General features: G+C 65.0%; 12 protein-coding genes. All 12 read left to right on the plus strand.

The window, feature by feature from the left end; all coding sequences use genetic code 11:
- Positions 1-4: 4 nt before the first annotated feature.
- Positions 5-1,591 carry an XrtA system polysaccharide chain length determinant gene (locus tag AACH10_RS23920; protein WP_341413065.1) on the plus strand — a complete coding sequence of 529 codons (1,587 nt, stop codon included), beginning with the start codon at positions 5-7 and terminating at the stop codon, positions 1,589-1,591.
- Between the two features lie 5 nt (positions 1,592-1,596).
- Positions 1,597-2,580 carry an XrtA-associated tyrosine autokinase gene (locus tag AACH10_RS23925; protein ID WP_341413067.1) on the plus strand — a complete coding sequence of 328 codons (984 nt, stop codon included), beginning with the start codon at positions 1,597-1,599 and terminating at the stop codon, positions 2,578-2,580.
- A 49-nt stretch (positions 2,581-2,629) separates the two neighbouring features.
- Complete coding sequence (locus AACH10_RS23930; RefSeq protein WP_341413068.1) at positions 2,630-4,087, plus strand: TIGR03016 family PEP-CTERM system-associated outer membrane protein; 1,458 nt, start codon at positions 2,630-2,632, stop codon at positions 4,085-4,087.
- Positions 4,088-4,090: 3 nt separating this feature from the next.
- Positions 4,091-5,218 carry an XrtA/PEP-CTERM system-associated ATPase gene (locus AACH10_RS23935; protein WP_341413069.1) on the plus strand — a complete coding sequence of 376 codons (1,128 nt, stop codon included), beginning with the start codon at positions 4,091-4,093 and terminating at the stop codon, positions 5,216-5,218.
- Positions 5,219-5,320: 102 nt separating this feature from the next.
- Positions 5,321-6,220 (plus strand): XrtA system polysaccharide deacetylase, encoded by a 900-nt coding sequence (locus AACH10_RS23940; RefSeq protein WP_341413070.1) that lies wholly within the window; start codon positions 5,321-5,323, stop codon positions 6,218-6,220.
- Positions 6,217-7,278, plus strand: coding sequence for a FemAB family XrtA/PEP-CTERM system-associated protein (locus AACH10_RS23945; protein ID WP_341413071.1), 1,062 nt, complete (start codon positions 6,217-6,219; stop codon positions 7,276-7,278). Before AACH10_RS23940 ends, AACH10_RS23945 begins: the two co-directional genes overlap by 4 nt.
- Before the next feature lie 22 nt (positions 7,279-7,300).
- Positions 7,301-8,536 (plus strand): TIGR03087 family PEP-CTERM/XrtA system glycosyltransferase, encoded by a 1,236-nt coding sequence (locus tag AACH10_RS23950; RefSeq protein ID WP_341413072.1) that lies wholly within the window; start codon positions 7,301-7,303, stop codon positions 8,534-8,536.
- Complete coding sequence (gene xrtA / locus AACH10_RS23955; protein WP_341413073.1) at positions 8,533-10,104, plus strand: exosortase A; 1,572 nt, start codon at positions 8,533-8,535, stop codon at positions 10,102-10,104. Before AACH10_RS23950 ends, xrtA begins: the two co-directional genes overlap by 4 nt.
- 55 nt (positions 10,105-10,159) lie before the next feature.
- Positions 10,160-11,443 carry a nucleotide sugar dehydrogenase gene (locus tag AACH10_RS23960; protein ID WP_341413074.1) on the plus strand — a complete coding sequence of 428 codons (1,284 nt, stop codon included), beginning with the start codon at positions 10,160-10,162 and terminating at the stop codon, positions 11,441-11,443.
- A gap of 28 nt (positions 11,444-11,471) precedes the next feature.
- Positions 11,472-12,647 (plus strand): TIGR03088 family PEP-CTERM/XrtA system glycosyltransferase, encoded by a 1,176-nt coding sequence (locus tag AACH10_RS23965; RefSeq protein ID WP_341413075.1) that lies wholly within the window; start codon positions 11,472-11,474, stop codon positions 12,645-12,647.
- Between the two features lie 18 nt (positions 12,648-12,665).
- Positions 12,666-14,630, plus strand: a complete 1,965-nt coding sequence (locus AACH10_RS23970) for an XrtA/PEP-CTERM system amidotransferase (RefSeq protein ID WP_341413076.1) — start codon at positions 12,666-12,668, stop codon at positions 14,628-14,630.
- A complete protein-coding gene (locus AACH10_RS23975; RefSeq protein WP_341413286.1) occupies positions 14,627-15,871 on the plus strand; it encodes a TIGR04063 family PEP-CTERM/XrtA system glycosyltransferase in 1,245 nt (414 codons plus the stop codon). Before AACH10_RS23970 ends, AACH10_RS23975 begins: the two co-directional genes overlap by 4 nt.
- Position 15,872 lies beyond the last annotated feature (1 nt).

The raw sequence follows: 15,872 nt of genomic DNA on the forward strand, positions 1-15,872 counted from the left end.
GACGATGGAAGAACTCATCAGACAGCTTTCCACCGTTTCGCGCGGAATGTGGAAGCATCGCTGGCCGGGCCTCATCTTGGCTTGGGTCGTTGCCATCATCGGTACGGTGGTGGTGTTTCGCATTCCTGACAGTTATGAGGCGTCGGCGCGAATCTTCGTCGATACCCAGTCGATCCTAAAGCCGCTGATGTCCGGCTTGGCGGTCCAGCCCAACATTGATCAGCAGGTGTCCATGCTCAGCCGTACGCTGATCAGCCGGCCGAACATCGAGAAATTGGTACGGATGGCTGATCTGGACCTTAAATCGGCCACCAAGGCGCAGCAGGAGCAGTTGATCGAAAGCCTGATGAAGTCGGTGCAGATCCGCAGCACCGGGCGCGACAACCTTTACACCCTGAGCTATGCCGAGGCTGACAAAGACCGTGCCAAGCGCGTGATCCAGTCGATGGTGTCGATTTTCGTCGAATCTAGTTTGGGCGCGAGTCGCAAAGACACCGATTCGGCCAAGGTCTTCCTAGACGAGCAAATTAAGGGCTATGAGGCCAAACTGGAAGAGTCCGAGGCGCGGTTGAAGGAGTTTCGGATCCGCAACATCGACCTGCAGACTGGTGACGGCAAAGACTCCGCGTCCCGCTTGGCTGGCATTTCTCAGCAGCTTGAGACAGCCAAGTTGGAGTTGCGCGAGGCAGAGAATGCGCGCGATGCAGCGCGCAAGCAACTGGAGGCAGAACGTAATCCGGCTGGCGCGACCAACGTGACGCAGAGCCTGCTCGAAGAATCAAAGCTCAGTGTTTCGACGCCCGAAATCGATGCGCGCCTGGAGGCGCAGCGGCGTTCGCTGGATGCGATGTTGCAGCGCTACACAGAGCAGCATCCAGATGTGGTGAACGTGCGCCGGCTGATCAAGGATCTTGAAGAGCAGAAGCGGCGTGAGGTGGCTGAACTGCGCAAGGCGGCAGCAGCGACGCCGGCAATTGCGGGAGGTGCCAACGCGTCGCTGGCCCAGCAAGAGTTGTCGCGGGTGATGGCCACATCGGAGGTGCAGGTGGCCGCGTTGAAGGCTCGGGTGGCTGAGTACCAGTCGCGATATGCGGCGGCAAAGTCGTCGAGCAAAGTGGCTCCGGCCATCGAGGCGGAGGCAGCGCAACTCAATCGTGACTACGCGATCATCAAGAAGAATTACGAGGATCTGGTGGCCCGGCGTCAGTCGGCCGCGATGTCCGGCGAACTGGAAATGGCGTCGGGCGTGGTCGATTTCCGTCTGATTGACCCTCCGCGCGTTTCGCCCCGCCCGGTGTCGCCGAACCGCATGCTGCTGCTGCCCGCCGCCTTGGTAGCGGCATTGGTCGCCGGTTTGGGCACTGCATTGGCTGGCAGCCAGTTGCGGCCAGTCTTCTACGATGCGCAGGATTTGCGCGAGCGGACAGGCTTGCCGCTGCTGGGGGTGGTGTCGATTATCCTGTCCGATGTGGATCGGCGTCGCGAACGCATGCTGAACCTGCGGTTTTATGCCGGCGTCGGGGGCTTGTTCTCGGTGTTCTTGGTGGCCATGGTCACGGTTTCGATTCTTGCCACGCGGCAAGCGGGTTGACGTCAATGAGCAGCTTGATCGAGCAGGCGGCGCAACGCCTGGCCCAGATCCGCGAGGCCGGGATCACGGTGCCTGAAGTCGAGGCGTCCGCGGATGGACATGAGGCGCAGAGCTCTGCCGTCCTGGAGCCGAGCGACTTCACCGCGGCACAAGGCCTAACAGCAGCAAACTACGTGTCGCGGCAGATCGAACTGGATCTGAAGCGTCTTGCCGGCGAGGACTTCCTGGTTCCCCATGCGCCGCGCAGCCATCTTGCCGATCAGTACAGGGTGATCAAGCGACCGTTGATCGCCAACGCAATGGGCAAAAGCTCGACGCCGATCAAGCATGGCAACCTGATCATGTTGACCAGTGCACTGCCTGGTGAGGGCAAGAGCTTCACCGCGATCAACCTCGCAATGAGCATTGCCGCCGAGTTGGATCACACAGTGATGTTGGTGGACGCCGATGTGGCGCGGCCCTCGGTGCTGAACAAGTTGCACCTGCCAGAAGCGCCGGGCCTGCTGGACTTGCTGGAAGGCAAGGCCGAGATGCAGGACGTGCTGCTGCGCACCAACATCGAGAAGTTCACGCTGTTGCCCAGTGGCCGGCCGCACCCCAAGGCTACTGAACTGCTTGCCAGTGACGCCATGCGCCAACTGCTTGAGGGCATGGCGAGTCGATACCCCGACCGGATCATCATCTTCGACTCTCCCCCGCTGTTGCTCACGACCGAATCTCGTGTGTTGGCCACGCAGATGGGCCAAATCGTGATGGTGGTGCATGCCGGGCGTACGTTGCAGGCCGATGTTCAGCATGCACTATCCATGATCGAGAGTTGCCCCGTGCGCATGATGTTGCTCAACAAGGCTCGCACATCCTCGGGTAGTTACGGGGGCAGCTACGGCTATGGCTATGGCTATGGCTATGGCTATGGCTATGGCTATGGTTCGGAGGGCGCAGCTGCGCAGGGCGGACACGGACAAGCTGGCGATGTGGGAGTACGCTGACCGATCGCGGGGCTGCAGTGGGGCATGGGCGCCTGTGGTCTGCTTCCTGATGGGCCTGACGTCCGGCACGAACGCGCAAAGCGGCGGGCCTCTTCAGGCCAGTGCTTCGGCGACCGTAACCGCCACCGACAACATGAATCCGGGGCAGGCGTCCAAGTCCGCTGATGTGATCACACGCCTGACGGCTGGGTTGGCGTACGCCAGTGCGGCAGGTGCGGTGCAGGGGCATGCCAAGTATGACGTCACCGAATTTTTGTATGCCCGGCACGGTGATCGCAACGCACTGCGCCACTCGCTGTTGGCTGATCTGGCGGCCGAACTGGTACAGGGTCGTGCGTATGTCGATCTGCGCGCCAGTGTCGCGCAGTCCGCCGTCTCGGCATTCGGCCCCCAGGTCACCGATGACGGGCGCAACGCCAGCAATGCGGCAGAAGTGGCCACCCTGGCGCTCTCGCCGCGTTTGAACGGCGTACTCCTAGGGCAGTTGGCCTACGCAGCATCGGGTACGTTTCAGGCCAACGATGCCGCGGGGACGTCTCGTGGCGATGGCACATCGAGACTGGCAAACTTGAGCCTTTCACCGGTGTCTGCCGGGCGCCTGAGCTGGAATCTGGCGGTGAGCCACCAAGTCAGCTCGATCAAGCTTGGCCTGAGTACGGAAACTGACAGGGTCACACTCGGTACTCGGTGGCTGGTTCCCGAGGCCGATCTGAGCCTGAGTGCATCTGCGGGGCGCGAATACGGCGACTTGGTGGCGCGCACTGGCGGCGCGCATGACATCTGGTCGGCGGGGTTGGTGTGGACGCCGTCGCCGCTCACGGCGCTGGATTTGTCGGCCGGGCGGCGTCCCACGGGCGGCCTCTACCAGGCGGGTCTCACATTTCGGACACCGCTGACCATCTGGCGAGCCTCATTCAGTCGGAACGTTGTGGATTCCAGCGTGCAGTCCACCGTCAGCCAGGGCACCAACTACGACCTGTTCTTTGCGCAGTTCGCATCGGTTGAACCCGACCCGGTCAAGCGCGACGCCCTCGTGACCGCATTCCTCAGCCGCAGCGGTCTATCGCCCGACGGTGTGGTGAAGAGCAGCTTTCTGACCTCGGCCCAGACAATCGATCAGCGCGTCGATCTGTCGGTGGCCTGGCGCGATAACCGATCCACCGCCGTTGTGAACTATCTTCGAGGCGTCTCGCGACGCGCCGACAATGCGACGGTGGCCGTGGACGACCTGGCTGATACCAGCCGTGTGCGAAACGCGAGTTGGTCCGTGAGTCTGTCGCACCAGCTCACTCCGGCGCTTTCATCGAGCATGAGCCTGAGCGATCTTCACAACCGGGGTGACCGTGCGGAACAGAGCAGCAAGACGCGCCGAGCCTATCTGAGCCTGGTTGGCACCGTGACCAGCCGGGAGTCGTGGACGCTGTCCCTCCGCCGCAGCCTCAACGAGTCGGCCCTCAAAACCTACTCCGAGAGCGCCATCTCCGGCGCCTACAGCCTGCAGTTCTGAGCCATGTACGAACAGTTTTACGGGCTCACGAACAAGCCCTTCCAACTCAACCCCGATCCGAGCTTCTACTTCGGCAGCAAGCAGCATCGTCGCGCCAAGGCGTATCTGGATTACGGTGTCTCGCGCAACGAAGGATTCATCGTCATCACGGGTGAGATCGGCGCTGGCAAGACCACGCTGCTGCGCACGCTGATCGACAGCCTGCATGGCAGCAACGTGGTGGTGGGGCACCTGGTCACCACCCAGCTTGGTGCGGAAGACACCTTGCGCATGGTCGGAGCGTCCTTCGGCTTCAAGGTCAAGGACGTGCCCAAGAGCGAGTTGTTGATCACGCTCGAGGCCTTCCTGATCAGCCAGACCAGCAAGGGCAAGCGTTGCCTGCTGATCGTCGACGAGGCGCAGAACCTGACGCCGCGCGCGGTGGAGGAACTGCGCATGCTGTCGAACTTCCAGTTCGGCAATCAGGCGCTGATGCAGAGTTTCCTGGTCGGTCAGCCCGAGTTCCGCGAGATCCTGCAGCGGCCCGAGATGGAGCAGTTCCGCCAGCGTGTGGCGGCCACTTGCCACATCGGGCCAATGGACCAGGAGGAGACCCAGCACTACATCGAGCACCGGCTCAAGTGCGCGGGGTCGACCGGCAAGCCCAGCTTCGCGCCGGCCGCCTACGAGGCGGTCTACAAGGCGTCGGGCGGGATTCCTCGCCGCATCAACTCCTTGTGCGACCGCTTGCTGCTGGCAGGCTTCCTCGGCGGCAAAACCCACTTCGAGGGGCCGGATGTCGACGAGGTGGTGAAGGAGTTTGCGCAGGAGGCCGAAGTGCCATCGCGCCCGATGGCCGTGCAGCCTGGCGGTTCGGGTGATTCCGGCCTGGGCGACATCAGCACGCCGATGCCCAACACCACCGCAGCGGCCACGCTGGATGTCGACCTGAGCAAGTTGCAGCTCGATCCGGCTGCTGCCGACACCATGTCGCGCCAGATCGGGCGCTTGGCCGGTGAGAGCCGAGGCGACCAGTTGCAGCGCATCGAACGCGGACTGCTGCGCCTGGAGCGGACCAACATCCAGTTGCTGGCATTGATGCAGCAACTGGTGGCAGCGGTCAAGAAGCCGACCGGAGAGGGGCCCAAGTAGGCTCTGGCCGTGACGTGCGGCGCAGGCCGGGCGCCTGTCCGTACACCATCCGTCATGCCGAGGCGCTAGGCTTCGGCTTGCTCCGACATTCGGACCCGTTTGATGCTGTCCACCCCGATCACCAATGCGCTGACGATTGACGTCGAAGACTATTTCCAGGTCTCGGCCATGGCGCCCTACATCCCGCGCAGCGAATGGGACTCGCGCGAGTGCCGGGTCGAGGCCAATGTCGAGCGCATCCTGGCGCTGCTGGCGCAGCATGGCGTGCGCGCCACCTTCTTCACGCTGGGCTGGATCGCCGAGCGCTACCCGCGGCTCGTGCGGCAGATCGTCGACGGTGGGCATGAGCTGGCCAGCCATGGCTATGGGCATGAGCGGGCCAGCGACCTGAGCCGGGCGCAGTTCAGCGACGACATCACCCGCGCCCGTGCTTTGCTGGAGGACATTGGTGGTGTGGCCGTCACAGGCTATCGCGCGCCCAGTTTCTCGATCGGCCAGGGCAATCTCTGGGCCTTCGACTGCCTGCGCGAGGCGGGCTATCGCTACAGCTCGAGTCTGTTTCCGATCCGGCATGACCATTACGGCATGCCCGACGCGCCGCGCTTTGCGCACCCCGTGCGCGACGGTCTGCTGGAGGTGCCGGCGACCACGGTGTATCTGGCCGGCCGCAATCTGCCGTGCAGCGGTGGCGGCTGGTTCCGGCTGATGCCCTATGCGCTGTCGCGCTGGATGATCCGCCGTGTCAACACCGTGGACGGGCAGGCGGCGGTGTTCTACATGCACCCCTGGGAGGTCGATCCTGGGCAGCCGCGTGTGCCGGGCATTGATGCGCGCACGCGGTTTCGTCACTATGTGAATCTGGACAAGGTCCACGCGCGCCTGGATGCGCTGTTGCGCGACTTCCGCTGGGGCCGCATGGATGACATTTTCCTGGCGTCCCAGGATGGTGGTGCCCCGGCGCTCCGCAGCGGTGGCCATCTCTCGCAGGCGTTGGCCGCATGACGGTGCACGCAACAGGCGGTGGGTTGCAGGTGCGCAGCCTGGCCCTTGACGATTCGGCGTCTGCACGGCGCTGGGATGCCTTCGTGCAGCAGTGCCCGCAGGCCACCTTCTTTCACCGCGCAGGTTGGCAGCGGGTGATCGCCCGCGTGTTCGGGCACGAGACGCACTTTCTCTACGCCGAGCGGGACGGCCGCATCGAAGCGGTGCTGCCACTGGCGCGCGTCAAGAGCCTGCTGTTCGGCCATGCGCTGACCAGTCTGCCCTTCGCCGTCTATGGGGGTGTGGCCGCAGACAACGACGATGCCGCCGCTGTGCTGGAGGAGCGCGCCCAGGCCATTGCCCAGCATGCCGGTGTCGAGCACCTTGAGTTGCGCCATGTCCAACGCCGCCATGACGACTGGCCGCTGCAGGATCTGTACGTCACATTCCGCAAGCCCATCCTGCCCGACGAGGAAGCCAACATGCTGGCCATCCCGCGCAAGCAGCGGGCCATGGTGCGCAAGGGCATCAAGAACGAGTTGCGCAGCGAGATCGACGCTGGCGTCGACCGCTTCTTCGCGCTGTATGCCGACAATGTGCACCGCCACGGCACGCCGGCCATGCCCAAGCGCTGGTTCCAGGCGCTGCGCGACGAGTTCGGCGACGACTGCGAGTGCCTCACCGTGGTGGCATCCGACGGCCGGCCGCTGTCGGTGGTGATGAGCTTTTACTTCCGCAACGAGGTGCTGCCGTACTACGCGGGTGACCATGTCGATGCGCGCGACCTGGCGGCCAACGACTTCAAGTACTGGGAGCTGATGCGTCGGGCCTGCGCACGCGGGCTGGAAGTCTTCGACTATGGCCGCAGCAAGCAGGGCACCGGCCCCTACGCGTTCAAGAAGAACTGGGGTTTCGAGCCCACGCCGCTGCATTACGAGTACCGGCTGTACAAGCGCGACAGCGTGCCTCAGAACAACCCCAACAACGCCAAGTACAAGCTGTTGATCGAGACCTGGCGCAAGCTGCCGATCGGCGTGGCGAACTGGCTGGGCCCGTTCATCGTGCGCAGCCTGGGCTGAAGCGCAGGCCGATCCGCTCGCCATGGCCAAGCTGCTGTACCTGGTGCACCGCATGCCGTACCCGCCCAACAAGGGCGACAAGGTGCGCTCGTATCACTTGCTGCGGCACCTGGTGAGGCAAGGGCATGAGGTGCACCTGGGCACCTTTGTCGACGATCCCGATGATGCCCGGCACCTTCCGGCGTTGCAGGATCTGTGCGCTGGCCTGTGCGCCGTGCCGCTGAATCCGCGCTGGGCCAAGCTCCGCAGCCTGGCCGGGTTGCTGAGCGGTCGCGCGCTGACGCTGCACTACTACGACAGCCCGCGCCTGCGTGCCTGGGTGCGTGACACAGCCTTGCGTGAGGCCATCGACACTGTGGTGGTGTTTTCCTCTGCAATGGCGCCATACGCTGACCTTCTTCCCGGGCGACCGCGACTGCTTGACTTGGTGGACGTGGATTCCGCCAAATGGACCGAGTACGCACCTCAGCATGCCTGGCCGATGTCATGGATCTACCGCCGCGAGGGCGCGCGGTTGCTGGCCTTCGAGCGAGCGGCAGTGCAGGCTGCCAGCCGATCCTTCCTGGTCACGGACAAAGAGGTGGCGCTGTTCGAGCGATTGGCGCCCGACTGCGCAGGCCGTGTGCTGGCAGTGGGCAACGGCGTGGACGCCGACAGCTTTTCGCCTCAGCCTGGCCGGCCTTCGCCGTTCCAAGCAGATGAACTGCCGCTCGTGTTCACTGGCGCGATGGATTACTGGCCCAATGTCGACGCCGTGACCTGGTTCGTACGGGAGATGCTGCCCGCATTGTCCGCAAGTTGGCCTCGGCTGCGCTTTCACATCGTTGGTCGAGCACCTGCACCTGCGGTTCGCGCTCTGGCTGGCCCGGGGGTCTGCGTGACGGGTACGGTGCCCGATGTGCAACCCTACCTCCAGCACGCCGCTGCTGTCATCGCCCCGCTTCGGCTTGCCCGTGGTGTTCAGAACAAGGTGCTTGAAGCGATGGCCATGGCTCGCCCTGTCGTCTGTGCAGCCTCTTGCGCCGAGGCCATCGATGCGCGGTCCGGCGAGCATCTGCTGGCGGCGAACGTGGCCGGAGATTATGTCCAGCAGGTCAATTCGCTGCTGTCATCGCCTGGTCGCGACCGAATCCTCGGTGAATCGGCGCGACGCTTTGTGTTGGACCACTACAGTTGGGCAGCTCGGCTTGCACCGCTGGATCGATACCTGGGTTCTGCCCAGTCGCCCGGGTTTGGGCCGGAGGCGATGGGCACATGAATACTGATCCCACGGGCATGCCGCGCATCCCGGCGGCTTGGCGATTGCCTGCCGTGGCCTTGGTGGCTTATGTGCTGGTGGTCTTGCTGGCCTATCGCGACACCGCGACCGCCATGGTGGCCATCTGGTCGCGTTCGGAAACGTACACGCACGCGTTTGTCGTACCGCCCATTGCCTTGTGGTTGATATGGCGGCAGCGAGCGGCGCTGGTGAAACTGCAACCGAAGCCGCAGCCCTGGGCTCTTCTGCCGATGATGCTGGTGGCGGCCTTGTGGTGGGTGGCAGATCGTGTCGCCGTAAATGCTGGCACGCATTTCGCGCTGGTTGGTCTGCTGGTGCTGGGTGTTCCTGCCCTGCTGGGCTGGACGGTCACGCGCCGCATTCTGTTCCCGTTGGGTTTTCTGTTCTTCTCAGTTCCGTTTGGCGAGTTTCTGACGCCGATCATGATGCAGTACACCGCTGACTTCACCGTTGCGGCACTGCGCCTGACGGGGATTCCGGTTTATCGCGAAGGACAGCAATTCATCATTCCGACTGGGCACTGGTCGGTGGTTGAGGCCTGCAGTGGCGTACGCTATTTGGTGGCTTCTTTCATGGTGGGCACCCTCTTTGCCTATCTCAATTACTGCAGTGTTTGGCGTCGCATCGTCTTCATGGCCGTGTCCTTGGCCGTGCCGGTGATTGCCAATTGGCTCCGGGCCTACATGATCGTGATGCTTGGCCATCTGTCGAACAACGCGATCGCCACGGGCGTAGACCACATCGTCTATGGGTGGGTGTTCTTCGGTGTGGTGATCACTTTGATGTTCTTCGTTGGCGCACGCTGGGCAGAGCCGCCCCGGAGTGAGACCACGGAACAGGTGGCCAGTTCGAGGCCCTGGGAGACAGTCCCTGTCGGGTGGGTGGTGGCCATTGGCGCTCTCGCGACGATGGCCATGGGCTGGCCCCATGTGGCGACGAGGGCTCCCGCCAGTGCGGTGCGGGCGGCGCCAGTGTGGCAATGGCCTGCAGCAATGTCGGTGAACTGGTCTCGCCAGGACATCGACGCCGTGCGTTGGCGCCCCAGTTTTCGCGGTGCATCCGGCGAGTGGGCTGCCGCATACCGTGCAGGTGCGGCGAACGTGACCGTGGACATCTTCTATTACCGCGATCTCAGCCCCGACCGTAAGTTGGTCAGTTCCGTCAATACCCTCGGCGAAGGGCACGGTGCTGACTGGAATGTGGTTTCCCGATCGGTGCATCAGATCGACGGGCCTGATGTACCGGCGCGATGGGGCAGTGCCGATATCGCAGCCTCCGCAGGCATGGGTGCATCCCTCACCGGAGGGCGGGCACGCTTGAAAGTGCGCCAGATCTATTGGGTGGGTGGGCACTGGACAGAGAGCGATGCTCATGCCAAGTTGTGGCAAGCCTGGGCAGAGATTCGCCGCTTGCCAGACGATGCGGCTGCCGTGTTCATCTCGACGCCTGATGCGGGCGATGGCGCCGCCGACCGTGCGCTTGACGCGTTCATCGTGGCTAATTTCGCTCAGTTGCAGCAACTCCTGCTGCAGGCGCGTGGCCATTAGGCGTCCCGTGCGGACACAATCCTGGACAAGCTTTTTCTATTGAGGGAAGAAGGACATGACGACGACGTTGGCCGTGATCGGCCTGGGCTATGTGGGCTTGCCCCTGGTTGTCGAGTTCGGCAAGCAGATGCGCACCATCGGCTTCGACATCCACGACGGCAAGGTGGCTGCCTGCCAGCGGGGCACCGACCCCTCGCGCGAACTCACCGACGCCCAGATGGCCGAGGCCAAGCACGCCGTCTACACCAGTGATGGCGCCATGCTCGCCGAGGCCGACATCATCATCGTGGCTGTGCCCACGCCGGTGGACGACGCGCACATCCCCGACTTCAAGCCGCTGATCGGCGCCAGCCACAGCGCTGGCAAGAACCTGAAGAAGGGCGCCATCGTCGTCTACGAGAGCACCGTTTACCCCGGCGCCACCGAGGAGGTGTGCATCCCGGTGCTGGAAAAGGCGTCGGGCCTGAAGTGGAAGCAAGACTTCTTCGTCGGCTACAGCCCCGAGCGCATCAACCCGGGCGACCGTGAGCACACGCTCACCAAGATCCTGAAGATCGTCTCCGGCGACACGCCCGACACGCTGGACAAGGTGGCCAAGCTCTACGAGCGCATCGTGATCCCCGGCGTGCACCGCGCCAGCAGCATCAAGGCCGCCGAAGCCGCCAAGGTGATCGAGAACACCCAGCGCGACCTGAACATCGCGCTGATGAATGAGTTGGCCATCATCTTCGACAAGATCGGCCTGGACACCACCGAGGTGCTGGAAGCCGCCGGCACCAAGTGGAACTTCCTGAAGTTCAAGCCGGGCCTGGTGGGTGGCCACTGCATCGGCGTGGACCCGTACTACCTGACGCACAAGGCCGACATGCTGGGTTACCACCCGCAGGTGATCCTGGCCGGCCGGCGCATCAACGACGGCATGGGCAAGTTCGTGGCCGAGCAGACGATCAAGAACATGATCGCCAGCGGCAGCTACATCAAGGGTGCGCGCGTCAACGTGCTGGGCCTCACGTTCAAGGAAAACTGCGGTGACCTGCGCAACAGCAAGGTCATCGACATCATCCGCGAGTTGGAGAGCTACGGCGTGGACGTGTTCGTGGCCGATCCGCAGGCCGAGGCCGAGGAGGCCATGCACGAATACGGCGTGCGCTTGACCCCTTATGACGACCTGCCCCGCGCCGATGCGATCGTGGCCGCGGTGTCGCACCAGGAGTTCGCCTCGCTCTCCGCCGAAGACATCGGCAAGAAGTTGGTCAAGGGCGGCGCCTTCATCGACGTGAAAGCCGCATTCAAGCCCGAGATGATCACCGGTGCCGGCTTCCGCCTCTGGCGCCTGTGACCCAGGCCGGTCCGGCCGTCCGCTGCTGATGGGTACCTCGATCGCGCCAGGGCAAGCGCCGCTGGTCGTGCATGTGGTCTACCGCTTCGACACCGGCGGCCTGGAGAACGGCGTCGTCAACCTGATCAACCACATGCCTGCCGGCGCCTACCGCCATGCGGTGGTGGCGCTCACCGAGGTCGCCGAGGGCTTCGCTCGCCGGGTACGACGCAGTGACGTCGAGTTCGTGTCGCTGCACAAGCCTCCGGGGCATGGTGCCAAGCTGTACCCGCGCCTGGTGCGGCTGCTGCGGCAGATGCGGCCGGCCGTGCTGCACACACGCAACCTGGCGGCGTTGGAGTGCCAGGTGCCGGGCACCTGGGTGGGGGTGCCGGCCCGCGTGCATGGCGAGCATGGCCGCGATGTCGAGGATCTGGATGGCAGCAGCCGCCGCCACCAGTGGATGCGGCGGATCTACAGCCCCTTCGTGCACCAGTACGTCGCGCTGTCGCAGGACCTGACCGCTTACCTGACCGACAAGGTGCGCATCGCGCCGGGTCGAGTGAATCAGGTCTACAACGGCGTCGACATTTCCCGCTTTGCACCTGCGGGAGCGGGGACTCCGCGGGCGCTGGGCTGCCCGTTCGGTGGCGATGACTTGTTCGTGTTGGGCACCGTGGGCCGCATGCAGACCGTGAAGGCCCAGACCGATCTGGCCCGGGCCTTCGTGCGCGCCCTCGAACTCCAGCCCGCGGCACGTGACCGGCTGCGCCTGGTGATGGTGGGCGAGGGGCCGCTGCGCGCCGAGGCCCAATCGGTGCTGGACCAGGCCGGCGTGGCCAACCTGGCATGGCTTCCGGGTGAGCGCGCCGACGTGCCGGATGTCATGCGCGCCCTCGATTGTTTTGTGCTGCCGTCCCTGGCCGAGGGCATCTCGAATACCATCCTTGAGGCGATGGCATGCCGCCTTCCCGTGGTGGCTACGGCCGTGGGCGGCAACGCCGAACTGGTGCAGCATGAGCGCACGGGCTTGGTGGTGCCGGCGGGCGATGTGGACGCGATGGCCCGGGCCATGTTGACTCTGGCAGCAGACCGCCGGCGTGCCAGCGGCTGGGGTCTCGCTGGCCGCGAACGTGTCGAGCGCGAATTCAGCCTGCAGGCCATGGTGGTGGCCTACCAGGCGCTGTATGACCGGCTGCTGGCGCGGCAGACCACCCACGCATGACGGAAGTGATTTAGCAAGATGTGCGGCATCACCGGACTTGTCGACACCCGTGGCACCCGTCCGGTGGACCGGGCCGTGCTGCAGCGCATGAACGACTCGCAGCACCACCGCGGGCCGGATGAGGGCAGCCTGCACCTCGAGCCTGGCGTGGGCTTCGGCCACCGCCGCCTGTCGATCATCGACGTGGCCACCGGGCAGCAGCCGCTGTTCAACGAGGACGGCTCGGTGGTCATCGTCTTCAACGGCGAGATCTACAACTACCAGTCGCTGATCCCCGAGTTGCAGGCGCTGGGCCACCGCTTCCACACCAAGAGCGACACCGAGGTCATCGTCCATGCCTGGGAGCAGTGGGGCGAGGACTGCGTGCAGCGCCTGCGCGGCATGTTCGCCTTCGTGATCTGGGACCGCAACCGCCAGACCGTGTTCATGGCGCGCGACCGTCTGGGCGTCAAGCCGCTGTACTACGCGCTGCTGGACGACGGCACGCTGCTGTTCGGCTCGGAGCTGAAGTCGCTGATGGCCTACCGCGGCCCCAATGGCAGCGGCCTGAAACGCGACATCGACCCGCTGGCAGTGGAGGAGTACTTCGCGCTGGGCTACGTGGCCGAGCCGCGCACCGTGTTCCGCCAGGCCCTGAAGCTGCCGCCGGCGCACTCGCTGCTGATCCGGCGCGGCCAGCCTGTCGGTCAGCCGCGCCCGTACTGGGACGTGCGCTTCACGCTCGACCGCCAGATCGGTGTCGACGAGGCCTGTGCCGAGCTGCGCCAGCGCCTGGAGGAATCGGTGCGGCTGCGCATGATCGCCGAGGTGCCGCTGGGAGCCTTCCTGTCGGGTGGGGTCGATTCCAGTGCCGTGGTCGCCACGATGGCCGGCCTGAGCGACGGGCCGGTCAACACCTGCTCGATCGCGTTCGACGATCCGAAGTTCAACGAGAGCGAATTCGCCGCCATGGTGGCCACGCGTTATGGCACCAACCACCGCGTCGAGACCGTGCTGTCGGACGATTTCGACCTCATCGACACCCTGGCCAACCTGTACGACGAGCCCTACGCCGACAGCTCGGCCATCCCCACCTACCGCGTGTGCCAGCTCGCGCGCAAGCATGTCACGGTGGCACTGTCGGGCGACGGTGGTGACGAGAGCTTCGGCGGCTACCGCCGCTACCGCCTGCACCTGATGGAAGAGCGCATGCGCTCGGCGCTGCCGGCCGGCCTGCGCCAGCCGCTGTTCGGCTTCCTGGGCAAGGTGTACCCGAAGGCCGACTGGGCGCCGCGCATGTTCCGCGCCAAGACCACCTTCGAAGGCATGGCACGCAGTGCGGTTCAGGCCTACTTCCACTCGGTGTCCATCCTGCGCGGGCCGATGCGTGAACAACTGTTCAGTGCCGAGCTCAAGCGCGTGCTGGGCGGCTACCAGGCGCAGTCGGTCTTCGACGGGCATGCCGCGCGCGCCGGCACCGACGATCCGCTGGCGCTGATCCAGTACCTGGATCTCAAGACCTACCTGGTGGGTGACATCAACACCAAGGTCGACCGCGCCAGCATGGCCCACAGCCTGGAGGTGCGCGAGCCGCTGATGGACCACGAACTGATCGAGTGGCTGGCCACGCTGCCGAGCGACCTGAAGATCCGTGGCCAGGAAGGCAAGTTCCTGCTCAAGAAGGCCATGGAGCCGGCCCTGCCCAACGATGTGCTGTACCGGCCGAAGATGGGCTTCTCGGTGCCGCTGGCGCGCTGGTTCCGCGGCCCGCTGCGCCAGCGTGTGCGCGACGCCGTGCTGGGTGAGCGCTTGGCAGCCACCGGCTGGTTCAACCCGCAATACCTGAAGCACCTGGTCGAGGCGCACCAGGCCGGCACCAGCGACTACAGCGCGCCGCTGTGGACGCTGCTGATGTTCGAGGCCTTCCTGCGCAACGTGGTCGACGACGGCGGCGCCGGCGCACCGGCGGCGCGCGTGCCCACGACGGCGGGGGTGGCGGCATGAGCCTTCGCGTGCTCCATGTGCTGGATCACTCGATCCCGCTGCACAGCGGCTACACCTTCCGCACCGCTGCGCTGCTGCGCGAGCAGCGGCGACTGGGATGGCAGACCTTCCACCTCACCAGCCCCAAGCATGGTCTGGCGGCTGGCGCCGATGCGCCCCGGGATGAGCAGACCGTCGACGGGCTGCACTTCTACCGTACCCCAGCGTCGCGATCGGTGTTGGCGCGCTGGCCTGTGGTGGATCAGTGGGCATTGATGCAGGCCACTGAGCAACGCCTGCTTCAGGTGGCGCAGCAGGTGCGGCCCCAGGTGCTGCACGCCCACTCGCCGGTCCTCAATGCCCTGCCGGCGATCAACGTGGGCCGGCGTCTGGGTATCCCGGTGGTTTACGAGGTGCGGGCCTTCTGGGAGGACGCCGCCGTGGACCATGGCAGCACCACCGAAGGCAGTCTGCGCTACCGCCTCACCCGGGCGCTGGAAACCCGCGCGCTGCAGCGCGCCGACCATGTCTTCACCATCTGCGAGGGCCTCCGCCGCGACATCGTGGCGCGCGGCCTTCCGGCCAGCAAGGTAACGGTGATCCCGAATGCGGTGGACATCGAGGCCTTCGACGTCGGCAGCCAACCGGATGCGGCGCTGAAGGCCGAACTGGGACTGGCCGATGCCACCGTGGTCGGCTTCATTGGCAGCTTCTACGCGTACGAGGGTCTTGACCTGCTGCTCGATGCCCTGCCTGCGCTGCTGCAACGCCGTCCCGAGGTGCGTGTGCTGCTGGTAGGCGGCGGCCCGCAGGATGCCGCGCTGAAGGCTCAGGCGCAGCGCTTGGGCGTGGCCGACAAGGTGGTGTTCACCGGCCGCGTGCCGCATGCCCAGGTACAGCGCTACTACGACCTGGTGGATGTGTTGGCCTATCCGCGCCACAGCATGCGCCTGACCGAACTGGTCACCCCGCTCAAGCCGCTGGAAGCCATGGCCCAGGGCCGGCTGTTGGTGGCCAGTGATGTGGGAGGCCACCAGGAGCTCATCCGCCATGGCGAGACCGGCATGCTGTTCCAGGCGGGCAGCGCCACGGGCCTGACCGAAGCGGTCGATGAACTGTTGCGACAGCGCGAGCGCTGGCCGATGCTGCGCGCGGCCGGTCGCCGCTTTGTCGAGCAGGAGCGCAACTGGACTGCCTCAGCGAGGCACTACCAGTCGGTGTTCGAGCGTCTTGCGCAAGCCCGTCAGCCACTGGCGGCCTGAA

Source organism: Pseudaquabacterium inlustre (assembly GCF_038066595.1).
Lineage (GTDB): Bacteria > Pseudomonadota > Gammaproteobacteria > Burkholderiales > Burkholderiaceae_C > Pseudaquabacterium > Pseudaquabacterium inlustre.

Bases quoted from the DNA above. Each gene is read 5' to 3' on its own strand.
- AACH10_RS23930 (WP_341413068.1), top strand. From the start codon at position 2,630: ATGGGCCTGACGTCCGGCACGAACGCGCAAAGCGGCGGGCCTCTTCAG.
- AACH10_RS23970 (WP_341413076.1), top strand. From the start codon at position 12,666: ATGTGCGGCATCACCGGACTTGTCGACACCCGTGGCACCCGTCCGGTG.
- AACH10_RS23975 (WP_341413286.1), top strand. From the start codon at position 14,627: ATGAGCCTTCGCGTGCTCCATGTGCTGGATCACTCGATCCCGCTGCAC.
- AACH10_RS23960 (WP_341413074.1), top strand. From the start codon at position 10,160: ATGACGACGACGTTGGCCGTGATCGGCCTGGGCTATGTGGGCTTGCCC.
- AACH10_RS23925 (WP_341413067.1), top strand. From the start codon at position 1,597: ATGAGCAGCTTGATCGAGCAGGCGGCGCAACGCCTGGCCCAGATCCGC.
- AACH10_RS23940 (WP_341413070.1), top strand. From the start codon at position 5,321: ATGCTGTCCACCCCGATCACCAATGCGCTGACGATTGACGTCGAAGAC.
- AACH10_RS23935 (WP_341413069.1), top strand. From the start codon at position 4,091: ATGTACGAACAGTTTTACGGGCTCACGAACAAGCCCTTCCAACTCAAC.
- xrtA (WP_341413073.1), top strand. From the start codon at position 8,533: ATGAATACTGATCCCACGGGCATGCCGCGCATCCCGGCGGCTTGGCGA.
- AACH10_RS23950 (WP_341413072.1), top strand. From the start codon at position 7,301: ATGGCCAAGCTGCTGTACCTGGTGCACCGCATGCCGTACCCGCCCAAC.
- AACH10_RS23965 (WP_341413075.1), top strand. From the start codon at position 11,472: ATGGGTACCTCGATCGCGCCAGGGCAAGCGCCGCTGGTCGTGCATGTG.
- AACH10_RS23945 (WP_341413071.1), top strand. From the start codon at position 6,217: ATGACGGTGCACGCAACAGGCGGTGGGTTGCAGGTGCGCAGCCTGGCC.
- AACH10_RS23920 (WP_341413065.1), top strand. From the start codon at position 5: ATGGAAGAACTCATCAGACAGCTTTCCACCGTTTCGCGCGGAATGTGG.